13 protein-coding genes are annotated in these 20,038 nt (G+C 44.9%); 8 read left to right on the top strand and 5 right to left on the bottom strand.

Annotation, left to right across the window (positions count from 1 at the left end; all coding sequences use genetic code 11):
• Window positions 1-132: 132 nt before the first annotated feature.
• The gene (locus BMX95_RS05510) at window positions 133-888 is read left to right on the top strand and encodes a Bax inhibitor-1/YccA family protein (protein ID WP_081200987.1); all 756 of its coding nucleotides are present in this window, start codon (window positions 133-135) and stop codon (window positions 886-888) included.
• A gap of 104 nt (window positions 889-992) precedes the next feature.
• On the opposite strand, the gene BMX95_RS05505 is transcribed toward BMX95_RS05510, so the two are convergent.
• Window positions 993-1,787: a TIGR00266 family protein gene (locus BMX95_RS05505; RefSeq protein WP_081200986.1), complete on the bottom strand. Its 795-nt coding sequence runs from the start codon at window positions 1,785-1,787 to the stop codon at window positions 993-995.
• A 182-nt stretch (window positions 1,788-1,969) separates the two neighbouring features.
• Between BMX95_RS05505 and BMX95_RS05500 the strand changes: the two genes are divergently transcribed.
• Entirely contained in the window at window positions 1,970-4,834 is a 2,865-nt protein-coding gene (locus BMX95_RS05500; protein ID WP_081200985.1) for a M16 family metallopeptidase, read from the top strand.
• A gap of 116 nt (window positions 4,835-4,950) precedes the next feature.
• Here the strand turns inward: BMX95_RS05500 and BMX95_RS05495 are convergent, their stop codons facing one another.
• From BMX95_RS05495 to BMX95_RS05480, 4 genes are read right to left on the bottom strand one after another with little or no spacing between them, the layout of a single operon-like run.
• Entirely contained in the window at window positions 4,951-8,556 is a 3,606-nt protein-coding gene (locus tag BMX95_RS05495; protein ID WP_081200984.1) for an efflux RND transporter permease subunit, read from the bottom strand.
• Between the two features lie 39 nt (window positions 8,557-8,595).
• Window positions 8,596-9,744, bottom strand: coding sequence for an efflux RND transporter periplasmic adaptor subunit (locus BMX95_RS05490; RefSeq protein ID WP_242673140.1), 1,149 nt, complete (start codon window positions 9,742-9,744; stop codon window positions 8,596-8,598).
• A gap of 59 nt (window positions 9,745-9,803) precedes the next feature.
• A complete protein-coding gene (locus tag BMX95_RS05485) occupies window positions 9,804-11,150 on the bottom strand; it encodes a TolC family protein (RefSeq protein ID WP_081200982.1) in 1,347 nt (448 codons plus the stop codon).
• Window positions 11,122-11,784: a TetR/AcrR family transcriptional regulator gene (locus BMX95_RS05480; RefSeq protein ID WP_081200981.1), complete on the bottom strand. Its 663-nt coding sequence runs from the start codon at window positions 11,782-11,784 to the stop codon at window positions 11,122-11,124. The genes BMX95_RS05485 and BMX95_RS05480 overlap by 29 nt, the downstream gene beginning before the upstream one ends.
• 258 nt (window positions 11,785-12,042) lie before the next feature.
• Here BMX95_RS05480 and BMX95_RS05475 point away from each other — a divergent pair, with 258 nt between their 5' ends.
• The 6 genes from BMX95_RS05475 to BMX95_RS05450 all read left to right on the top strand — a co-directional run bounded on the left by BMX95_RS05475 (window position 12,043) and on the right by BMX95_RS05450 (window position 19,852).
• Window positions 12,043-12,699: a DUF502 domain-containing protein gene (locus tag BMX95_RS05475; protein WP_081201783.1), complete on the top strand. Its 657-nt coding sequence runs from the start codon at window positions 12,043-12,045 to the stop codon at window positions 12,697-12,699.
• A gap of 280 nt (window positions 12,700-12,979) precedes the next feature.
• Window positions 12,980-13,945: a zinc dependent phospholipase C family protein gene (locus BMX95_RS05470; RefSeq protein ID WP_081200980.1), complete on the top strand. Its 966-nt coding sequence runs from the start codon at window positions 12,980-12,982 to the stop codon at window positions 13,943-13,945.
• 99 nt (window positions 13,946-14,044) lie between these two features.
• Window positions 14,045-15,124, top strand: a complete 1,080-nt coding sequence (gene serC, locus BMX95_RS05465; RefSeq protein WP_081200979.1) for a 3-phosphoserine/phosphohydroxythreonine transaminase — start codon at window positions 14,045-14,047, stop codon at window positions 15,122-15,124.
• Between the two features lie 86 nt (window positions 15,125-15,210).
• Complete coding sequence (locus BMX95_RS05460) at window positions 15,211-16,443, top strand: DUF1015 domain-containing protein (RefSeq protein ID WP_081200978.1); 1,233 nt, start codon at window positions 15,211-15,213, stop codon at window positions 16,441-16,443.
• A 504-nt stretch (window positions 16,444-16,947) separates the two neighbouring features.
• Complete coding sequence (locus tag BMX95_RS05455) at window positions 16,948-17,976, top strand: tetratricopeptide repeat protein (RefSeq protein WP_133053942.1); 1,029 nt, start codon at window positions 16,948-16,950, stop codon at window positions 17,974-17,976.
• 91 nt (window positions 17,977-18,067) lie between these two features.
• On the top strand, window positions 18,068-19,852 hold the full coding sequence (locus BMX95_RS05450) for an AMP-dependent synthetase/ligase (RefSeq protein WP_081200975.1): 1,785 nt from the start codon (window positions 18,068-18,070) through the stop codon (window positions 19,850-19,852).
• Window positions 19,853-20,038: the final 186 nt, after the last annotated feature.

Genomic DNA, 20,038 nt, shown 5'->3' with positions numbered 1-20,038 from the left:
AATGGCGAAAGTTGACCAGTTAACATGTTGACAAGTTAACTGGTCAACTTTTTTATTATAGCTGCCCGTCCTGTTTTAACCTTTCAACATTCACGCTTTTTTGTATTTTGTACTCAATTAAACTCTATAACTATGGCTCTATTTAAATCCGGTAATCCTGCCCTGAACGAAAAAACTTTCGATAAGGTCTATTCTTACACAGGAACAGATTCTATGACGGTAAAAGGTACCCTGAACAAATTTGGTATCCTTTTTTTACTCACCATGGCAGCAGCCGGTTTCTCCTGGAAAATGGTTTATTCCGGGGTGGATGTAACTCCCTACATGTGGCCTTGCGTGTTCGCCACATTGGGTATTGCGGTTTTGATGGTTTTTAAAATGCAATGGGCGCCTTACCTGGCTCCTATATACGCAATCATCAAAGGCTTTGCAGTAGGTGTGATCTCGGCTTACTATAACCATGCCTTCGAAAAAATTGCTCCCAATATTATCACACAGTCTGTTGCATTAACCTTTGGTGTTGTAATAGCCATGTTCCTGCTGTACAAATTCAACATCATCAAGGCTACCCAAACTTTCAAAAAGATCGTTATCACCGCTACACTGGGTATTGCCGTATTCTACCTGATCGCCATTGGCCTGCACTTTGCCAACATCGATATTCCTTTTCTGCATGAAGGAAGCCTCATCGGTATCGGTTTCTCATTGGTAGTAGTAGCATTGGCTGCTATGAACCTGATCCTCGATTTCGATATGATCGAAAACGGTGCTAACCAGGGTGCTCCTAAATTCATGGAATGGTATGGCGCTTTTGCTTTACTGGTAACCATCATTTGGTTATACATCGAAGTGTTACGCCTGTTATCGAAACTCGCCAGCAGAAAATAAGTTCCACTTATAAAAAATGTCAAGGGCCATCCCGCTATTCGCAGGACGGCCCTTTTTATTTTGTAGCCGAATAGTTAATCCGGCTTTTTTACTCTCAGTCGCTACTACCAGCCATCACCATCAAGCATATTGCCCAGTCCACCTAAAATGCTGCCTTCTTCTTTACGCCCACCGGCTCCGCCATACGTTAAAATACGGCTGGCCAAACGGCTGATAGGCAGGGTTTGGATCCATACTTTACCAGGGCCGCGCAGCGTAGCAAAGAACAAACCTTCACCACCAAACAGGGTATTTTTAATGCCGCCTACAAATTGTATATCGTAATCGATGGTTTGTGTATAAGCCACTAAACAACCGGTATCTATACGCAATACTTCACCGGGTTGCAGCACTCTTTCAAACACGTGACCACCAGCATGTACAAAAGCCATTCCATCCCCTTCCAGCTTTTCCATAATAAATCCTTCACCACCAAACAAACCGGTGCCCAGTTTCCGTTGAAACTCAATACCAACACTCACTCCTTTAGCAGCACACAGGAAAGCGTCTTTCTGTGCAACGATCTTTCCACCCAGCTCCTGCAGATCTAATGCAATGATCTTACCAGGATAGGGCGATGCAAAGCTCACCCGCTTTTTTCCCTGACCCATATTCGTAAAGGCAGTCATAAACAAACTTTCACCGGTTAACATCCGCTTACCGGCCGACATCAGTTTACCCAGTAATCCCTGCTGGGGTTTAGATCCGTCACCAAACATGGTTGCCATTTGAATACCATCATCCATCATCATAAAGGCACCACTTTCAGCAATGGCAGTTTCATTGGGATCAAGCTCTATTTCAACATATTGCATCTCTTCCCCATAAATCTTATAGTCTATTTCGTGATTTGTACGCATGTAAATCTGTTTAATGTATTATGAATATTGACCACTCCGTCTAAGGATCGTTAGTCGCAAATTAAGGTTATTCGTTTCATGAGTTTGATTATTTTTTTGGGTGGCCTAATTGATAAATGGTTTCCCTCCCCATAATAATTCTTTTACCTTACGGGTAATCTTGTTTAACAAAAATTATACATATGAAAAGGGCTATACTGCTTTTGGCTATTGCAATGCCGGCGCTTGGCAACCAGGTTATCGCCCAGGCAAAGCTGGTTGAAAAAATTACCCGGCAGGGTGATGAACTCGTAATACCATACGAAAAATACATCCTCCCCAATGGACTTACATTGATCGTTGCTGAAGACCACAGCGACCCTGTTGTACAGGTCGATGTTACCTATCACGTTGGTTCGGCCCGTGAACAAATAGGGAAATCAGGGTTTGCACATTTCTTTGAACACATGATGTTCCAGGGCAGCGACCATGTAAAAGATGAAGAACATTTTAAAATGGTTACCGATGCCGGCGGCACACTCAATGGTTCAACCAATCGCGACCGCACCAATTATTATGAAACGGTCCCGGCTAACCAACTCGAAAAAATGCTTTGGCTCGAAGCGGATCGCATGGGCTTTCTGTTAGATGCCGTTACGCAGCAAAAGTTCGAAATACAACGGGCCACTGTTAAAAATGAACGCGGACAAAACTATGACAACCGCCCCTATGGTTTAATGAGTGAAGTAGCTTCGAGGAACCTGTACCCCTACGGACACCCCTACTCGTGGTTAACGATCGGGTATATCGAAGACCTGAACCGGGTTGATGTGAACGACCTCAAGAATTTCTTTTTACGCTGGTATGGCCCTAATAACGCAACGGTCACAGTTGGCGGCGATGTAAAAACAGCTGATGTAGTAAAGCTGGCTGAAAAGTATTTTGGCTCTATCCCCAAAGGTCCTTCAGTAGAAAAGGTAGTGGTTCCCCCTGTAGTGCTCGATAAAGACCGCTATGTTTCCTATACCGATAATTACATCAGGCTTCCATTGATAAACCTTGTATGGCCTACAGTACCCAACTATCACAAAGACATGCCGGCACTCACCTGCCTGGCACAAATACTCGGTGGCGGCAATTCTTCCCTGTTATACAAAAACCTGGTTAAAACACAACTGGCGCTGCAGGCAAATGTATACAGCCAGTTGAGTGAACTGGCCGGTGAGTTTACCATCCGGGTAGTGCCCATGCCCGGCAAAACGCTGGCCGATATGGAAAAGCTGATCCGCACCTCGCTCGATGAGTTTGAGAAACGCGGCGTTACCGATGAGGATATTCAGAAGTTCAAAGGATACGCGGAAGCACAATATATCAATGGCCTGCAAAGCGTATCGGGCAAAGTATTTCAACTGGCAGCCTTTCAAACCTTAACCGGTAATGCCAACATGATAGGCACGCTGGTGAAAATGAACAATGCCGTTACCAAAGAAGATGTAATGCGCGTATACAACCAATATGTAAAAGGCAAACACGCCGTTGTATTAAGCGTATTGCCCAAAGGACAGGAAAATGTTATTGCCGGCCCCGACAACTACGAAATTGACAAAAGCCATTATAATGCCCCCGATTATGGTTATGCCAGTTTAAAATACACCAAGGCAACCGACAATTTCGATCGCAGCACACACCCCGGTAACGGACCTAACCCCGTTGTAAAAGTGCCGGCTTTCTGGCGCAAAGACCTTCCTAACAAGATCAAATTTATTGGGGCAGAAAACAACGAGATCCCAACGGTAACCCTCATAATTACTATACCCGGTGGGCACCTGTTGCAGGCAAAAGACACCGCGAGGGTTGGACTGGCCAGTTTGTTTTCCGATATGATGAATGAAGACACCAGGAATTACACTGCCGAACAAATGACCATCGAGCTGGAAAAACTGGGTAGTAAGATTGATGTAAGCAGCAGCCGCAATGCCATTGTATTTACTGTGGAAGCGCTAAAAAAGAACCTCGATAAAACCCTGGCCCTGCTGCAGGAACGGATGTTCAATCCAAAGTTCACCGACGAAACTTTCAACCGCATTCAGCACCAAACCCTCGAAAGCCTGAAACAGGCAAAAACCCGTCCAGCCGCTGTAGCTGATGATGTAATTTCCCTGGTGGATTATGGCCCCAATCATATCCTGGGTATGAATGAATCGGGTACCGTAAGCACTATTAAGAACATTACCCTGAAAGATGTAGAGGATTATTATAAAAACTACATGACGGCCACCAATACAAAAGTGGTACTGGTGGGCGACATTACCCAAAATGAGATCCTGCCCAAACTGGCCTTTCTGTATAAGCTGCCGAATAAAACAATTGAACTGCCTTCCATAGCGGCCAAACCAAAAGAGGTTGATAAATCGAAGATATACCTGGTAAACATTCCCAAGGCTGCACAGACAGAATTCAGAATAGGCGATGTAACCGGTTTAAAGTATGATGCCACCGGTGAATACTACAAAGCCAACCTGATGAACTTTGCCCTGGGTGGTGGTTTTAATGGCCGCGTAAACATCAACCTGCGTGAAGACAAAGGCTGGACCTACGGCGCCCGTACCACTTTCGATGGCGATGAGTACACAGGTGATTTTACATTCAGCTCAGGCATTAAGGCCGATGCTACAGACAGCGCATTAACGGAAGTAATAAAAGAAATGAAGGCTTATAATGCGGATGGTATAAAAGATGATGAACTCACCTTTATGAAAAACGCCATTGGACAGCGCGATGCCTTACGCTATGAAACCGGTATGCAGAAAGCCGGGTTTATTCAACGTATGCTGGAATATAATTTACCCGCCGATTATGTTGATCAGCAGAACAAGATCTTACAACACATCACCAAACCCGAAATTGATGCCCTCGCTAAAAAATACATTCATCCTGATAAAATGAATATCGTGCTGGTAGGCGATAAAATGCGTATTCTGCCCGGCTTACAAAAAAGCGGCTATGAGATCATAGAGTTGAATACCGATGGAATGCCGGTTGATGGAGAATCGAAGAAGGGATTTTAATATACAGCCGCAGGCTTTAAGCCATAAGCAAAAAGGGACCCCGACTCATCGGGATCCCTTTTTTATTTTGAGGCTGTATTTGGCTTACCGCTTACCGCTTAAAGTTACAGCTGTATTTAGAACCATGATCCAATAAACGCTTCATTTACTTTCTCTGGTTTACCAGCCAGCTTTCTTCTTCTGCGGTAAACTTTAATATACTGACGGATCATTGTACCGATCATCAGGAAGATAAAGACAAAGGTCAATGGCGGAATACCTGCAAAGGAGATCCATTTACCACCATACATTTTGCGCATGGGTCTTCTTAAACGTTCAGCTATCAGGTACATGGCTGGCAATATCAACAGCGTCATAAAGAACGCGAAGGCCAAACCAAAGATGATGGTCCATGACAATGGTTTCCAGAACACCACGTTATCACCGCCAAAGAAAATGTGCGGGTTCAGTTCAGAGAACAGGGTAACGAAGTTGATGTTCAAACCAACAGCCAGTGGTATCAGACCCAGGATCGCTGCCAGGGCAGTTAACAACACCGGAATGATACGGGTTTTACCAGCTTGTACCAGCGCTTCCCTGGTTTTCATACCGCGAGCCCTTAACTCATCGGCAAACTCAATTACCAGGATACCGTTCTTCACCACAATACCCGCCAAACCTACTATACCAATACCAGTCATTACCACCGATACCTGCATGCCGGTAAAGGCAAAGCCTAACAATACCCCAATCACACTAAAGATGATCTCGGTCAAAATGATCACTGGTTTACTGATCGAGTTGAACTGAATTACCAGGATCAACAGGATAAAGAACAGCGCAATTACCAGGGCTTTACCCAGGAAGGCGCCAGTTTCAGCCTGTTGTTCACCTTCACCGGTTTGTTTAATGGTAACCCCTTCAGGAGCTCCCTGATTAAACTTGCTGATGTGCCCGGCTATAACCTGGTTAACCGCAGTAGGTGTGGTTACATTCATTAATACGTTCGAACGAATGGTGATCACGCGTTTTTGGTTCTTACGTTTTACACTACCTAAAGTACTGGTATAATCAACTTTTACCAGCGAGCTGATAGGCACATGCTTAATGGCGCCGCCACTGCCCATATCCCGGAATGTGATATTCATATTCAGCAGATCGGCCAGGCTCTTGCGCTGACCTTCCAGGTTACGCAGCTGGATCTTATACTCATCTTCACCATCTTTGATCTTCGAAACTTCTCTTCCGAATACTGCCGTTCTTATTTCCATACCAATTTGCTGGGAACTTACTCCTTCTATCAACGCCCGCTCCCTGTCTACCGTAAAGGTTACTTCGGGGTTGGTAAGGTCAATATCCATTTTCAGCTCTTCCACACCCGGGATCTGTATAGAATCGAGGTAATTCTTCAACGATACAGCCGTTTTGATGAGGTTATCGAAATCTTCACTCGCTACTTCAATATTGATTGGAGGATCTGTTGGCGGACCGCCTTTTTCCTGGTCAACCGAAATTTCAGCGCCGGGAATACCTTTTATCGCCTGGCGAACTTCATCCAGGATGGGCGCCGTTGCAACGCCATGGCGTTTTTCAAATTCAACGAAGGAGATCTGTATACGGCCTAGTTCCGGTCTTGTACTTCTATCGCCGCTCTGCGGATCACCCGCACCTACCGCTACGTTACTGATCACACTCTCAACGATCGGGTTCTCTTTATAATTTCCTTTGCTGTCTTTGTCCATGTGCAGCACCTGGTACACTTTCTTTTCCAGTGTTTGGGTAACTGAGTCAGTATAGTTTACATCGGTACCAACAGGTAATTTCAGGTAAACATAGATCTGGTTCGGGTCACCACTGGGGAAGAACACTACTGGCACTTTACGGGTACCAAAGAATATAAAGGTGAGTATGAGTAAAACAAAAGTACTTAACAGCAAGTGCACGGGGCGCCATCCTTTCAGGGCCCAACGCAGGGCAGTTTCATAATGCCCCATGATCCAGGGCAGCGCACGGTTCTGGAACGCATGGATCACACCATCCAGTACATATTTGTTCAGGACGATCATCAGTACGATGAAGATCAAAAAGTTCCCCAGGAAGGTAATACCACCCAGATCGAATAAGATACCTACCACTAATGCAACCCATAAGGCTGGTTTGCGGAAGATAGCCGATTTAGACTGTTTGTGTTCGCCTTCAGGATGGTTCATGAAGTCAACCGCAAATACCGGGTTCATAATGAACGCCACTATCAACGATGCCGTTAAGGTAAAGATGAGCATCGTAGGCAGATAGATCATGAACTTACCAATGATACCGGGCCAGAACAACAACGGAACGAAAGGCGCCAGTGTGGTGAGGGTACCAGCCAATACGGGTACAAATACCTCCCCTGCCGCCATCATGGCCGACCGTTCACTATTCAATCGCCCTTTGCCTTCAACAAATATGCGGTGGGTATTTTCAATTACCACAATGGCGTCATCCACAATGATACCCAAACCGAACAACAGGGCGAACAGTACTATGAAGTTGAGGGTAACGTGCGTACCCACAATAAGATCGGCAGCCGGTAAAAATATAAAGGCCACAAACATACTCAGCGGTACCGACAACGCCACGAAGAACGCGTTGGTAACACCCATAAAGAACATCAGGATGATCAATACCAGCACGAAACCAATAACGATGGTATTAACCAGGTCGTTGAACGAAGTGCGGGAAGCTTTACTCTGATCACCGGTAATTGCAATATTCAGGTCCTTCGGCAGTGTGGTTTTCTGCATTTCTTCCACCACTTTCTTTACTGCATCGGATGTTTCAATAAGGTTTTCACCGGCACGTTTAATAATGTTCAGCGTAATTACATTCTTACCATTCAGACGCGCATAGCTTTCTCTGTCCTTGATAGTGTCCTTAATTTCTGCAATATCTTTCAGGTAAATAGGCGAACCGCCGGTATTGCGTACTACTACCTTCTGAATATCATAAGCGGTTTTAAACTGGCCTTTCAACTGCAGGGTGCGTTTGGTACTTCCTACATCCAGCAAACCACCGGAGATATCCATGTTCTCGCGGGAAACGGCGCCGGCAATATCATCGAAGGTGATATTGGCACTGCGCATTTTATAGTTATCTACGTTGATCTGGAATTCGCGTTCAGGTGCACCTACCAGGTCAACCCGGTTCAACTGGCTTAATTCTTCCAGTTTATCCTGCATGTCATCGGCATATTTTTTCATCCGCGGCAGATCATAATCACCATACAGGTTCACATACATGATGGGCTGTTCAGAAAAACTCACTTCCATTACGGCAGGTTCTTCGGTAAGATCGGTAGGCAGATCGGGCTTGGCCTTGTCTACCGCATCTTTTACTTTTTGCAGCGCCACATCGGTTTTTACATCGGTACTGAACTCAACCATAATGGCTGAATAATCTGCTACTGATGTACTGGTGGTTTTATTGATCTTGGCGCCAGTGATACCCTTGATCTGTTTTTCAATGGGGCGGCTAACCAGGTTTTCAATATCCTTGGGTGAGTTACCTACATAAATGGTTTGTACATATATGGTAGGGATAACAATATCAGGAAACTGTTCTTTAGGTAAGGTCACAAACTGGAACACTCCAAATAAGCTCACGACCAGCATGACCAGGTAAATGGAGGCCTTGTTCTTGATACTCCACGTGGTGGGACCAAAGTTTTTAAAGGGCCCTTTAATATTTTCTAAGACACTCATACAATCAAATTTGGTGTGTAAGTCAAAATTGGCGCAATACTATTTGGCATCCGTAATGATGGCCTGACCGTCGTACAGACCCTGAAAACCTTCAGTGATCACTACATCACCGCTTTGCAGGCCGCTCGTTACTTCAAGCGTATCACCATACAGGGCACCCGCAGTAATAGCTCTTTTCTTGGCTACTTTTTTACCATTCTCAGTAGCCGCTACCATTACAAATTTTCCTTTTTCATCGTTTTGCAGGGTATTTACAGGCACGGTAATGGCTTTGGATACTGCATAATCCTGAATACGTACCATGGCTACCTGACCAGGACGGAAGCTGCTGCCAGGCACGCGTCCCTCAATATAGAAAGAGCGTGTTATGGGATCAATCATCTTACCGGCTACTGATACTTTTGTGCTGATGGATTTATTGTTATCCTCAGGCAACGTAACCTTTAAAGCGGTTCCTTCTTTTACTTTTGTCTGGTAAGCTTCCGGTACGTTGGCAGTAACTTTTAAATCGCCGGTGTTTACAATTCGAATACCCATTTGTTGTGCAATACCAGCCGCTGAAAATGTTTCGCCCACTTTAATGGTTACCAGGTCGGCAACACCACTTAATTCAGCGTATACATTCGACATGTTTTCCTGTTCTTTCAGCAGGGCTATTTGCTTTTCAATATTTTCTACATTGCTTTTTGAATTGATCAGGTCTATTTCAGTTCCTATCTTTTGGTCCCACAGATTCTTACGACGCTCGTATACAGTTTTGGCCAGGTTTAACTGTACATTGGCCTGATCAATTTGTTGTTGAACCACACCTGGGTCAAGCTTCAACAACAATTGGCCTTTGCGCACATAATCACCTTGTTTTACGTATACGGCACGTACCAGGCCGCCCTGGTTGCGCGGTGTAACCCAGGCTATATTCTGGGCGTCGATTTTACCCTGCAGGTCTATATAGTGGGTAAAAGGAACTGATTGAACAGTAGATAACACAACCAGCTTGGGTTTTTCAGCCTTGGCTGCACTGGTATCCAGTTTGGCAATTTCTGCTTCCAGTTTGCCTTGTTCCTTTTTCAATTCTTCAAGACGGGCTTTTTTCGCTTCCAGCCCATTCTCTTTTTTTTCAGAAGCACCGCATGCTGCTAAAAAAAGAACAAGGGCGGCTGTGCCAATTATGCTATACGTACTTTTCATATCGGTAAATTTATCCGGTGAATGCATTTGTTGGTTTAGAGTTTTTATAGTGTATTGAATTAAAGTTTTCCGATGGCTTTCAGGTAATCAACACGGGCAACAATTCCTGTATACAAAGCATTGAAATAATTATTCTGTGCTTCTCTCAGGTCTGTTTCGGCATTGGTGATTTCAAGATTAGAACCCAATCCCTGCTCGTATTTGATCTTGGTCTGGTTATAAACCTCTTCAGCCAGCTTCATGTTTTTCGTTTGTTCATCTATAGCTATCAACGCATTTCCAATAGTGATACGGGCAGTTTCCACTTCATTATTGATCTGGTTCTTTAACCCTTCCATACTGTTCTGCGTTTTTGCCAATTCCAGTCTCGCCTGTTTTACCCGCGCGTCTTTGGCAAAGCCATCAAAAATGGGCACGTTTAGCTGTAAGCCTATGTAAGCAGTGTTGTACCAGGGTTCGCCGCCTTTAAAGAAATCGAATGACTGACGTTGTGCCATGCGGCTGTATGAGCCGGTAAGCGATAAAGTAGGAATGTAAGTGAACTTGTATCTTTTAATATTGTAGTTATTCAGCTTTTCAACTGATTTCAACATTAAGAATTCCTGTCTGTCTTCGAAACGAACACTGTCGCTCAGAACCTGGTCGCGCATAAATTCACCGGTAAGTGTATCTGATAATGCCAGCTCATATTTTACCGGCATACCCATCAGGTATTTAAGGCCTACGTAGCCAGATTGTAACTGGTTCTCTACTTTAAGTTTCTCTGTTTTCAGGTTCGATAATAAAACCGTTGTTTTATCTACATCCAGTTTTTCCTGGAAACCGTTTTCAAACAACGCCTTGGTATCGTGCAACAGTTTTTCAGCCCGGGCAATATTGGCATCTAACAGGGTTATTTGCTTTTTGGCCACTACCAGCTGATAGTATATTTTATACACGTTTGCCTTGATCAATTCCTGAGTAACTGCCACATTCTTTTCAGCATACTCAATGGAAGCAGCGCGTGCCTGCAAGCCTACAAAAACCTGACCGTCGAAAAGTATCTGGTTTAAGCTGGCGCCGTAGGTACCATTGTATTTTGTACCGAACTGTACGGCTGCAAACGTTCCTGGTTGTCCACCAAAAAACTCGGCCGGGATCAACTGGGTAGGCAGTTTCAGATAATCGGTAACGTTAACGCTACCAGAGATCTGGGGATACGCCGCAGCGGTGATCTCGCGGTTTGATTGTATTTGTATTTCGATATCCTTTAGCGCGTTTTGTACGTTTACGCTGTTTTTCATGGCATACTCCACCGCCTGTTTGGCGCTGAAAGTATACGATTGCTGTGCCAGGGCCGGTCGCATGATGCTTGTTAATACCAGCATCGCGGCGATCCTATAAATGCTTGCCGGATTCAGTTTCATAGTTCTTTGCATTTTTATTTCTATGCTGTTGATATTTCAAAATAAGTTTATGGCCTTTCAGGGATGCAACCCCGAATACGTAATGTTCAAGTATAACTTTGGTAACTTCAGATAGCCGGTATTTGGAAGGCGGGAAAAGATCAATATTGAAAGCCATCATCATCGATTCCAACCTGAATTTCGAAATAACATCCACGTCCACATCGGGACGGTATAATCCCTCTCTCACGCCCCACTCCAGGTTCTTTCTGATGTTCTCTAACAAAAATTTATTTTTAAATTCCATAAACCGCTGGTATGCCCGAATATGGAACTTCTCCATATCGTATAATACCATCGGATTCATACTACTTAATTGTTGAACCACCATTTCAACGGTCAGAATGATCTCCTCGATAGCATCTTTCGCCCCTTCGCCGCATTTCATACAATCACCCTGCAGCCCCTGAACATCATCTTCCACTACTGCATCAACCAGCTCATTTTTATCAGTATAGTACTGATAAATAGTCTTTTTCGACATGCCCAGCTGATTGGCTATATCATCCATGGATACGGAGCGAATACCATACCGTAAGAATAGCTCCTTCGCTTTATCCCGGATCCGCACTTTTGTATTTATGTCTGGTATCATAATTTATCGGGCACAAAACTATGGAAACTTTTTATGTAACCAAAGTTTCCGGCCCCAATTTTATACCGCTTGTAACAAATGCCTATCCAAACTATTGTTCGTTTTTATTGCTTTTAAAACGCCTGTGGTACAGTATTTGCGCCAACCCCTATCTTTGCTAACCAATTGCTTTCCAGTCCTAAACACACATCTTTACACAAGCTTATTTTATTAGCCAACAGCAATGGACTAATTTTGAAAAGCAAAACAAAACAGCACATGAAATCTTCCTCATATATATTTAAAAAGATAATACAGTACTTTCTGCAGGGGCTAATTATTTTGGCTCCAATAGCCATTACTATTTATGCAGTCACTGCTTTATTCAATTTTATCGACAACATCCTGCCCAGCCTCATCGGTTATTTTAACCCCAACTTACTGGGAACCGACAGCGCCGGCAATGCCAAAAAAATACCCGGACTGGGTTTTATACTGGTAACTTTTATCGTTATCATGGTGGGTTATGTTTCCTCTTCTTATGTTATAAGCAAGTTGGTTGATCTGCTCGATAAAGTACTGGAACGTACACCCGGTATCAAGCTGTTGTATTCTACCATAAAAGATTTCTTTGAAGCTTTCGCAGGCAACAAAAGAAAATTCGATAAAGCCGTATTGGTCAGTGTTGAAACAACCGACGTATGGCAAATCGGTTTTATTACCCAGGAAGAAGTGCATGGCTTTGGCCTGCAGGAATTTGTTGCGGTATACATTCCACAATCGTATGCCCTTACCGGCCGCCTGTATTTTGTAAAAACCGATAGGGTAAAATTATTAACCGATATCAGTTCAGCCGAAGCCATGAAATTCGCTATCTCCGGTGGTGTTACTACCATTGATGAGGAAAGCATATCGGCAAAGAACAATGGGAAATAGATTAAATGCAAAGGGCAGAAGGCAAAGGGCAGAGGGCAAAGAGAAGAAGGCTGAAAGCTCAAGATTCAAAACTTAAGGCAAAAGCTGAAAGGCGAAAGCCAAAACAGAATACTTAAAAAGTGAGCCGTCTGCCAACTGGTGGGCGGCTCACTTTTTGTTATTAAAGCACCTCTTTCAAATTATCCGACCAACTACCGGCTATAGAAAACCACTTCCCTACCTTTGTGAGTGCAATCTTTGCCCTCTGCCTTTTGCCCTCTGCCCTTCAAAAATATTGCCTATGAAAAAGCTTCTCTTAATAACCATATACACATTAAACCACCACCCCCTCTACCCCTGGGGCTTCTACGCCCATCAACAAATAAATTATTACGCAGTATTTATGCTGCCTCCGGAAATGATGGTGCTGTATAAACCCAACATCTCTTTTCTAAGCGAACATGCTGTTGACCCCGACAAACGCCGTTATATGGTAGCTGCAGAAGGTGCCCGACACTATATAGACATTGACCATTACGGCGTATATCCATTCGATTCATTACCACGCACGTTCAAGAAAGCCATTGAAAAATATGGCCGCGATACGTTACAGGCTTATGGCATTGTGCCGTGGCATATACAAATTATGCTGCAAAGGTTAACCAGTGCGTTCAAAGAAAAAGACCAGGTAAAGATCCTGAAGCTGTCGGCCGATCTGGGCCATTATATCGCCGATGCACATGTGCCTTTACATGTATGCAGCAATCACAACGGGCAACTTACCAACCAGCAGGGCATTCATGCCTTCTGGGAATCACGTATTCCCGAACTGCTGGCCGCCACCAGTTGGGACTTCCTGCTGGGAAAAGCCGGTTATGTAACCAATCCACTCGCTTTTACCTGGAAGCGGGTGCTGGAAAGTGCGGCTGCTGCCGACAGCGTATTACGCATAGAGCGGGAACTGACTGCTCAATTTTCTGCGGATAGTAAATATTCCTTTGAACCACGCAATGGCCAGGTGATAAAACAATATGCAACCAGCTACTGCCTGGCATATAACCAGCGATTGAACAATATGATCGAGCGGCGTATGCAGCAATCCATTGCGGCCGTGGCTTCCTACTGGTATACGGCCTGGGTAAATGCCGGTCAGCCCAACCTGAAACAGCTCATCCATAAAAACCTGAGCGAGGAAGAGCAGCGCGAATTTGAGCGGTTAAACCAGGCCTGGTTAACGGGAAAGGCCTTAAACAAAGATTGTGATTAGTTCATTATGAACTAATTACGCATTAACAACAAAATTTGAAGGGTCTTTAGTCCACCAAAATAGGTACCTTTGCACTCCTTCTAATTTAAGAGTGAAACAATGATGCACAATTTTAACGCGGGACCCAGCATTCTGCCGCAGGAAGTATTCAAACAAGCCAGTGAAGCCATTTTAAACTACAACAATTCCGGTTTGTCGATCCTGGAGATTGGTCACCGCACCGATCTGTTTCAGGCAGTAATGGATGAAGCCATTGCTCTGGTGAAAGAATTAATGCAACTCGACGATCAGCACGAAGTGCTGTTCCTGCATGGTGGCGCCTCCACGCAATTCTTTCAAATTCCCATGAACCTGTTGAATGAAAATGAAATAGCCGCCTATACCGATACCGGTACCTGGTCGTCAAAAGCCATAAAAGAAGCCAAATTATACGGCCATGTGGAAGTAGTTTGCAGCGCTAAAGAATCGAACTACAACCACCTGCCCAAACAATTCACCGTTCCTAAAACTGCCAAATACCTGCACCTCACCACAAACGAAACCATTCATGGGGTACAGTGGCACGATTTCACTCCTTTCTTTGAAGCCGGGGTTCCGCTGGTAGCCGATATGAGTAGTGATATCCTGAGCCGGGAAATGGATTTTAAAAAATTCGATCTTATTTATGCCGGTGCGCAAAAGAACGTAGGCGCAGCAGGTGTAAACCTGCTGATCGTAAACAAAAACATCCTGGGCAAGGTAAACCGCAAGCTGAGCACCATGATGGATTACCGCCAGCACATCGAAAACGGTTCCATGTTAAATACGCCTCCGGTTTTTGCGGTATATGTATGTATGCTTACGCTGCGCTGGTTAAAAAGCCAGGGTGGTGTAGCAGCTATTGAAAAGATCAATAACCAGAAAGCGCAGTTACTGTACAACACCCTCGACAGCTTACCGGTGTTTAAAGGCACAGTGATCAATAAAGAAGATCGCAGTATCATGAATGCCTGCTTTGTGATGGACAATGCCGATCTGGAAAAAGAATTTCTGACCCTGTGCAAACAAAACAATATTTATGGGGTGAAAGGCCACCGCAGTGTTGGCGGGTTCAGACCTTCGCTGTACAACGCATTGCCCCTGTCAAGTGTGCAGGTACTGACCGACCTCATGAAAGATTTCGCAAACAAAAAAGGATAAGCCTCCCCCGGCCCGCCCGATAAATCGGGAGAGAGGAACATGGTGGCTGTTCTTAATAGATAATTTAAACGCATAACACAAGTATAATGGCTAATATTTCTCCTTTCAAAGCCCTGCGCCCGCGTGCTGAGCTGGCTAAGCAGGTTGCTTCACGCCCCTACGATGTATTGAATTCAAAGGAAGCCCGTGATGAGGTAGTAGGTAATCCCCATTCGTTCCTGCATATAACCAAATCAGAGATCGACCTGCCCGAAGACATGGATATCCACAGCCAGCCGGTGTATGATAAAGCAAAAGAGAATATTGCAGCGTTTATCCAACGCAGTATCTTGTTCAGGGAAGATAAACCCTGTTATTATATCTATCAACTGGTAATGAATGGCCGTAGCCAAACCGGTTTGGTAGCATCCAGTTCGGTTGATGATTACGAAAATGACATCATTAAAAAACACGAGTTCACCCGCCCCGAAAAAGAGCAGGACCGTATCAATCACATCGCCACTACCGGTGCACAAACGGGTAATGTATTTCTGGCTTACAGAAACAATGAGCAGGTAGATGCACTGATCGAGAATTGGAAGAACACGCATACGCCTGTATATGACTTTGTAGCTGACGACGCTATCAGTCATACCATTTGGGTGATCACTGATGATGCGATAAACGGGCAAATAACCAATCTGTTTAAAACACAGGTTCCACAAACATATATCGCTGATGGACACCACCGCGCGGCATCTGCTGCCAAGGTGCGGAAAGCATTGGGTACACAGGCCAAGGCAGAAGCCGATTATTTCCTTACTACCCTGTTCCCATCGAACCAGTTGTACATCATGGATTACAACCGCGTGGTGAAAGACCTCAACGGATTAACCGAAGCCGATTTACTGGAAAAATTAAGCACATCATTTACTATCGAAAAATCCGGCAGTGCCGTAGCACCAGCCAGTCTGCATCAGTTTGGTATGTATCTGAAAGGTCAGTGGTATATCCTTACCGCTAAACCGGGTACCTTTACCAACGATCCTATCGGCGTGCTGGATGTATCTATTCTTTCAAACCTGGTATTGGATCCTTTATTAGGCATCAAAGACCAGCGTACCGACAAACGAATTGATTTCGTAGGTGGAATCCGTGGCCTTGGTGAACTGGAGAAAAGAGTGAACAGCGGAGAAATGGCCGTAGCGTTTTCTCTGCACCCCGTTACCATTCAGCAGTTGTTCGATATTGCAGACAGTGGCAACGTAATGCCACCCAAAAGCACCTGGTTCGAGCCAAAGTTACGCGATGGCCTTCTTACGCACCTGATTTATAGTTAGTGGGAGTTGACCAGTTAACACGTTGACAGGTTAACACGTTAACAGGTTAACACGTTAACAAGTAATACAAATAGTTAGAGGCCGAAGGCCGATGTAAACAAATCCTGAGGCCGAAGGCCGATGTAAACAAATCCTGAGGCCGAAGGCCGAATTATAGAAAGCCGGAAGGGCAGTTACTAGCAATTAGTACTACCCGCCGGCTTTTCGTTTTTTTGATTAGCCTGGAGCAAGCATTTACTGTAAGACTTTGTTTTCCCTCTGCCCCTACTACCCACTGCCTTTCTCCCATTGCCCATTGCCTCTCTGCCTTCTGCCCTTTGCCCTTTGCCCCTACTGCCTACTGCCTCATCTCTGCCCTCTGCCTTCTGCCTTCTGCCCTCTGCCTTCTGCCCTCTGCCCTCTGCCTTCTGCCCTTCCCCGTTAACCTTAGTTAACAATCCCACATCCCGATTTTAACTTAATTCCCCAACAACAACTCCCCACAACCCTTATCTTTGGAACCGTATGAAACATCTTCTACCAGTTGTAGGCTTACTATTGGCCGTAAATATGACACAGGCTCAAACCGAGACTGTTGACGTGAAAACCGTTCAGGAAACGGCCAAAAATTACATGAAGCAGGGAGACTATTCCAATGCCGTTCTGGTGTTGAACCGGGGATTGCAAACCAATACCGATAACCTGGAACTGCAAAAAGACCTGGCCTTTGCCTATTATTTAAATCGTGATTATTCCCATGGCATTGAAGTAGCCAGAAAATTTCCCGACAGGCCCGATGCCGATGTGCAAAGCTTTCAGATCCTGGGGATGTTGTACAAAGCCATTGAAGAAGTAAAGGAATGCGAAAAAATGTACAAAGCAGCCCTGAAGAAATTCCCCAACAGTGGTACCCTGTACAATGAATATGGCGAAATGGCGTACAGTAAAAAGAACTACTCCGATGCCATCAAATTGTGGGAAAAAGGCATTGAGTCAGACCCCAACTATTCAGGCAACTATTATAACGCCGCCAAATATTACTTTTTAACAACCGATAAAGTATGGGCATTGATCTATGGGGAGATCTTTATAAATCTGGAAAGCTATTCAAAACGCACGGCTGAGGTAAAAACGCTGTTGTTGGATGGTTACAAGAAATTATTTACCGATGCCAATCTTACCAAGGACCAGGATACTAAAAATGATTTTGTGCGGGCATTCCTCGATGTCATGAAATCACAATCCTCCTTTGTTGGTTCCAACGGGGTTACCCCGGAAACCTTATCGGCGGTACGCACCAAATTTGTGCTGGAATGGTTCTCGAAATATGCCAAAGGCGTTCCTTTCCGGCTATACGAATATCACCAACAGCTGTTAAAAGCAGGTATGTTCGATGCCTATAACCAATGGGTATTCGGCACTACCACCAACCTGCCAGCTTACGAAAACTGGACTAAAACCCACCAGGAAGAATACAACAAGTTTGACTATTTCCAACGCAACCGGGTATTCAAATTACCAGCGACGGGACAGTACTACCAAACACCCAAATAATTATTAGCCCCGGCCCCAGCGCCGGGCTTTTTTTATTACCGCAGAATTGCTAAATTCAATAAAGGCCAGGAATGGCTTTAAAACTACAGCTATGACCGAACCCAAACGTCTATTCGATTGCCTGCAATTCCATTTAAAAGAAAACAAATCCTTGCCCAACATGATGGCGGCAAAGGAAAATGGCCAATGGAGATCCTACAGCACCCAGGAAGTTAAGACTACCGTAGATCAGCTGAGCGCAGGTTTACTGAACCTGGGCATGGGATGCGGCGATATGACCGCCGAAAACCGCGATAAAATTGCCATTCTCAGTAAAAACCGGCCCGAATGGGTGATCCTTGACCTGGCCGTACAGCAGATCGGTGCTATTCTTACCCCTATTTACCCCACCATCAATGTGCAGGACCTGGAATTTGTATTGCACGATGCCCAGGTGAAAATGGTATTTGTAAACGACGAGGAACTGTTTCATAAAGTTTTAAGTGTAAAAGATAAGGTGCCTTCCCTGAAGGACATCTATACGTTTGAACACGTAGCCAACGCCCGCCATTGGAAAGAAGTGATTACCCTTTCGAGCGAAGAAGCGCAGAAAAAAGTGCAAACCATTGCTGATAACATCAGGTATGAAGACCTGGCGACGATCATTTATACTTCCGGCACCACCGGAACACCCAAGGGGGTTATGCTGTCGCATAGAAATATTTTGAGCAATGTAATGGCCTGTTATCCCTGCCTACCTGTGTTTCCGGAGATGAAAGCCCTGAGCTTTCTGCCGCTGAACCACATTTTCGAACGCATGATCACTTATTTCTACCTGTTCCGGGGTATACCCATCTATTATGCGGAAACCATGGATACCATTGGGGAAAACCTGAAAGAAGTGAAACCCGGTATGTTCACCACCGTTCCCCGCCTGCTTGAAAAAGTATATGACCGCATTATGGCCAAGGGCGCTGAGCTGACCGGTATAAAAAGAAAATTATTTTATTGGGCGCACGGCCTGGCCGAGCGCTATGAAATAAACAAGCCCATGGGTTTTAGTTACAACCTGCAGCTGGCCCTGGCGAATAAACTCATTTTCAGTAAATGGCGCGAAGGCCTGGGCAATAACCTGAAATGTATTGTAAGCGGCGGCGCTGCCTGCCAGGTGCGTTTAATACGCATTTTTACGGCCGCACAAATTCCGGTGCTCGAAGGCTACGGGTTAACAGAAACCTCGCCTGTGGTCAGCGTAAACCGCTTTGAAGTGCAGGACCGGCAATTCGGTACCGTAGGCCCGCTTATCGACGATGTGGAAGTAAAGATTGCAGAAGATGGTGAAATACTTTGTAAAGGCCCCAACATTATGATGGGCTACTACAAACGCGCCGATCTGACAAAAGAAGAAATGACCGGCGAATGGTACCATACCGGCGATATCGGGATGATAGTAGATGGCAGATACCTGAAAATTACCGACCGCAAAAAAGAACTGTTCAAAACAAGCGGTGGCAAATATGTAGCGCCATTGCCTATTGAGAACAAACTGAAGGAATCGATCTTTGTAGAACAGATCATGGTAGTAGGGGCAGAAAAGAAATTTGTGGGCGCCCTTATTATCCCGGCCTTCCCAACGCTGAAAGACTGGGCCCGTAAACAAGGCCTGCCCGACATGAGCAATGCCGAACTGATCAAACAACCCAAAGTACATGCCCTGTACCGCGAACTGATCGATAGTTACAACAAATTCTTCAACCACGTAGAGCAAATAAAACGGTTCGAACTGTTACCCCGGGAATGGACCATTGAAACCGGCGAAATGACCCCCAAACTGAGCCTCAAACGCAAGGTGGTCATGGAAAAGTACCGCGACTCTATAGCGCACATCTACGCGTAAATAACTGATACATATAAACCATAGGCCCTGTTCTGATTAAAGTCGGAACGGGGCCTTTGCCTATTCATGTCAGATTCAAGTCTAACACATTGATTTTCCGTATATGTCTCGTACATGTTCCGTACATGTCTCGTATATGTCCCGTTCCTTTATAGATACGAGACATATACGGAACATATACGCAAT

This window comes from Niastella yeongjuensis, assembly GCF_900110245.1.
GTDB classification, from domain to species: Bacteria; Bacteroidota; Bacteroidia; order Chitinophagales; family Chitinophagaceae; genus Niastella; species Niastella yeongjuensis.
Note: the sequence above shows the minus strand (reverse complement) of the source record. Positions and strands in the feature narration are given on the sequence as shown.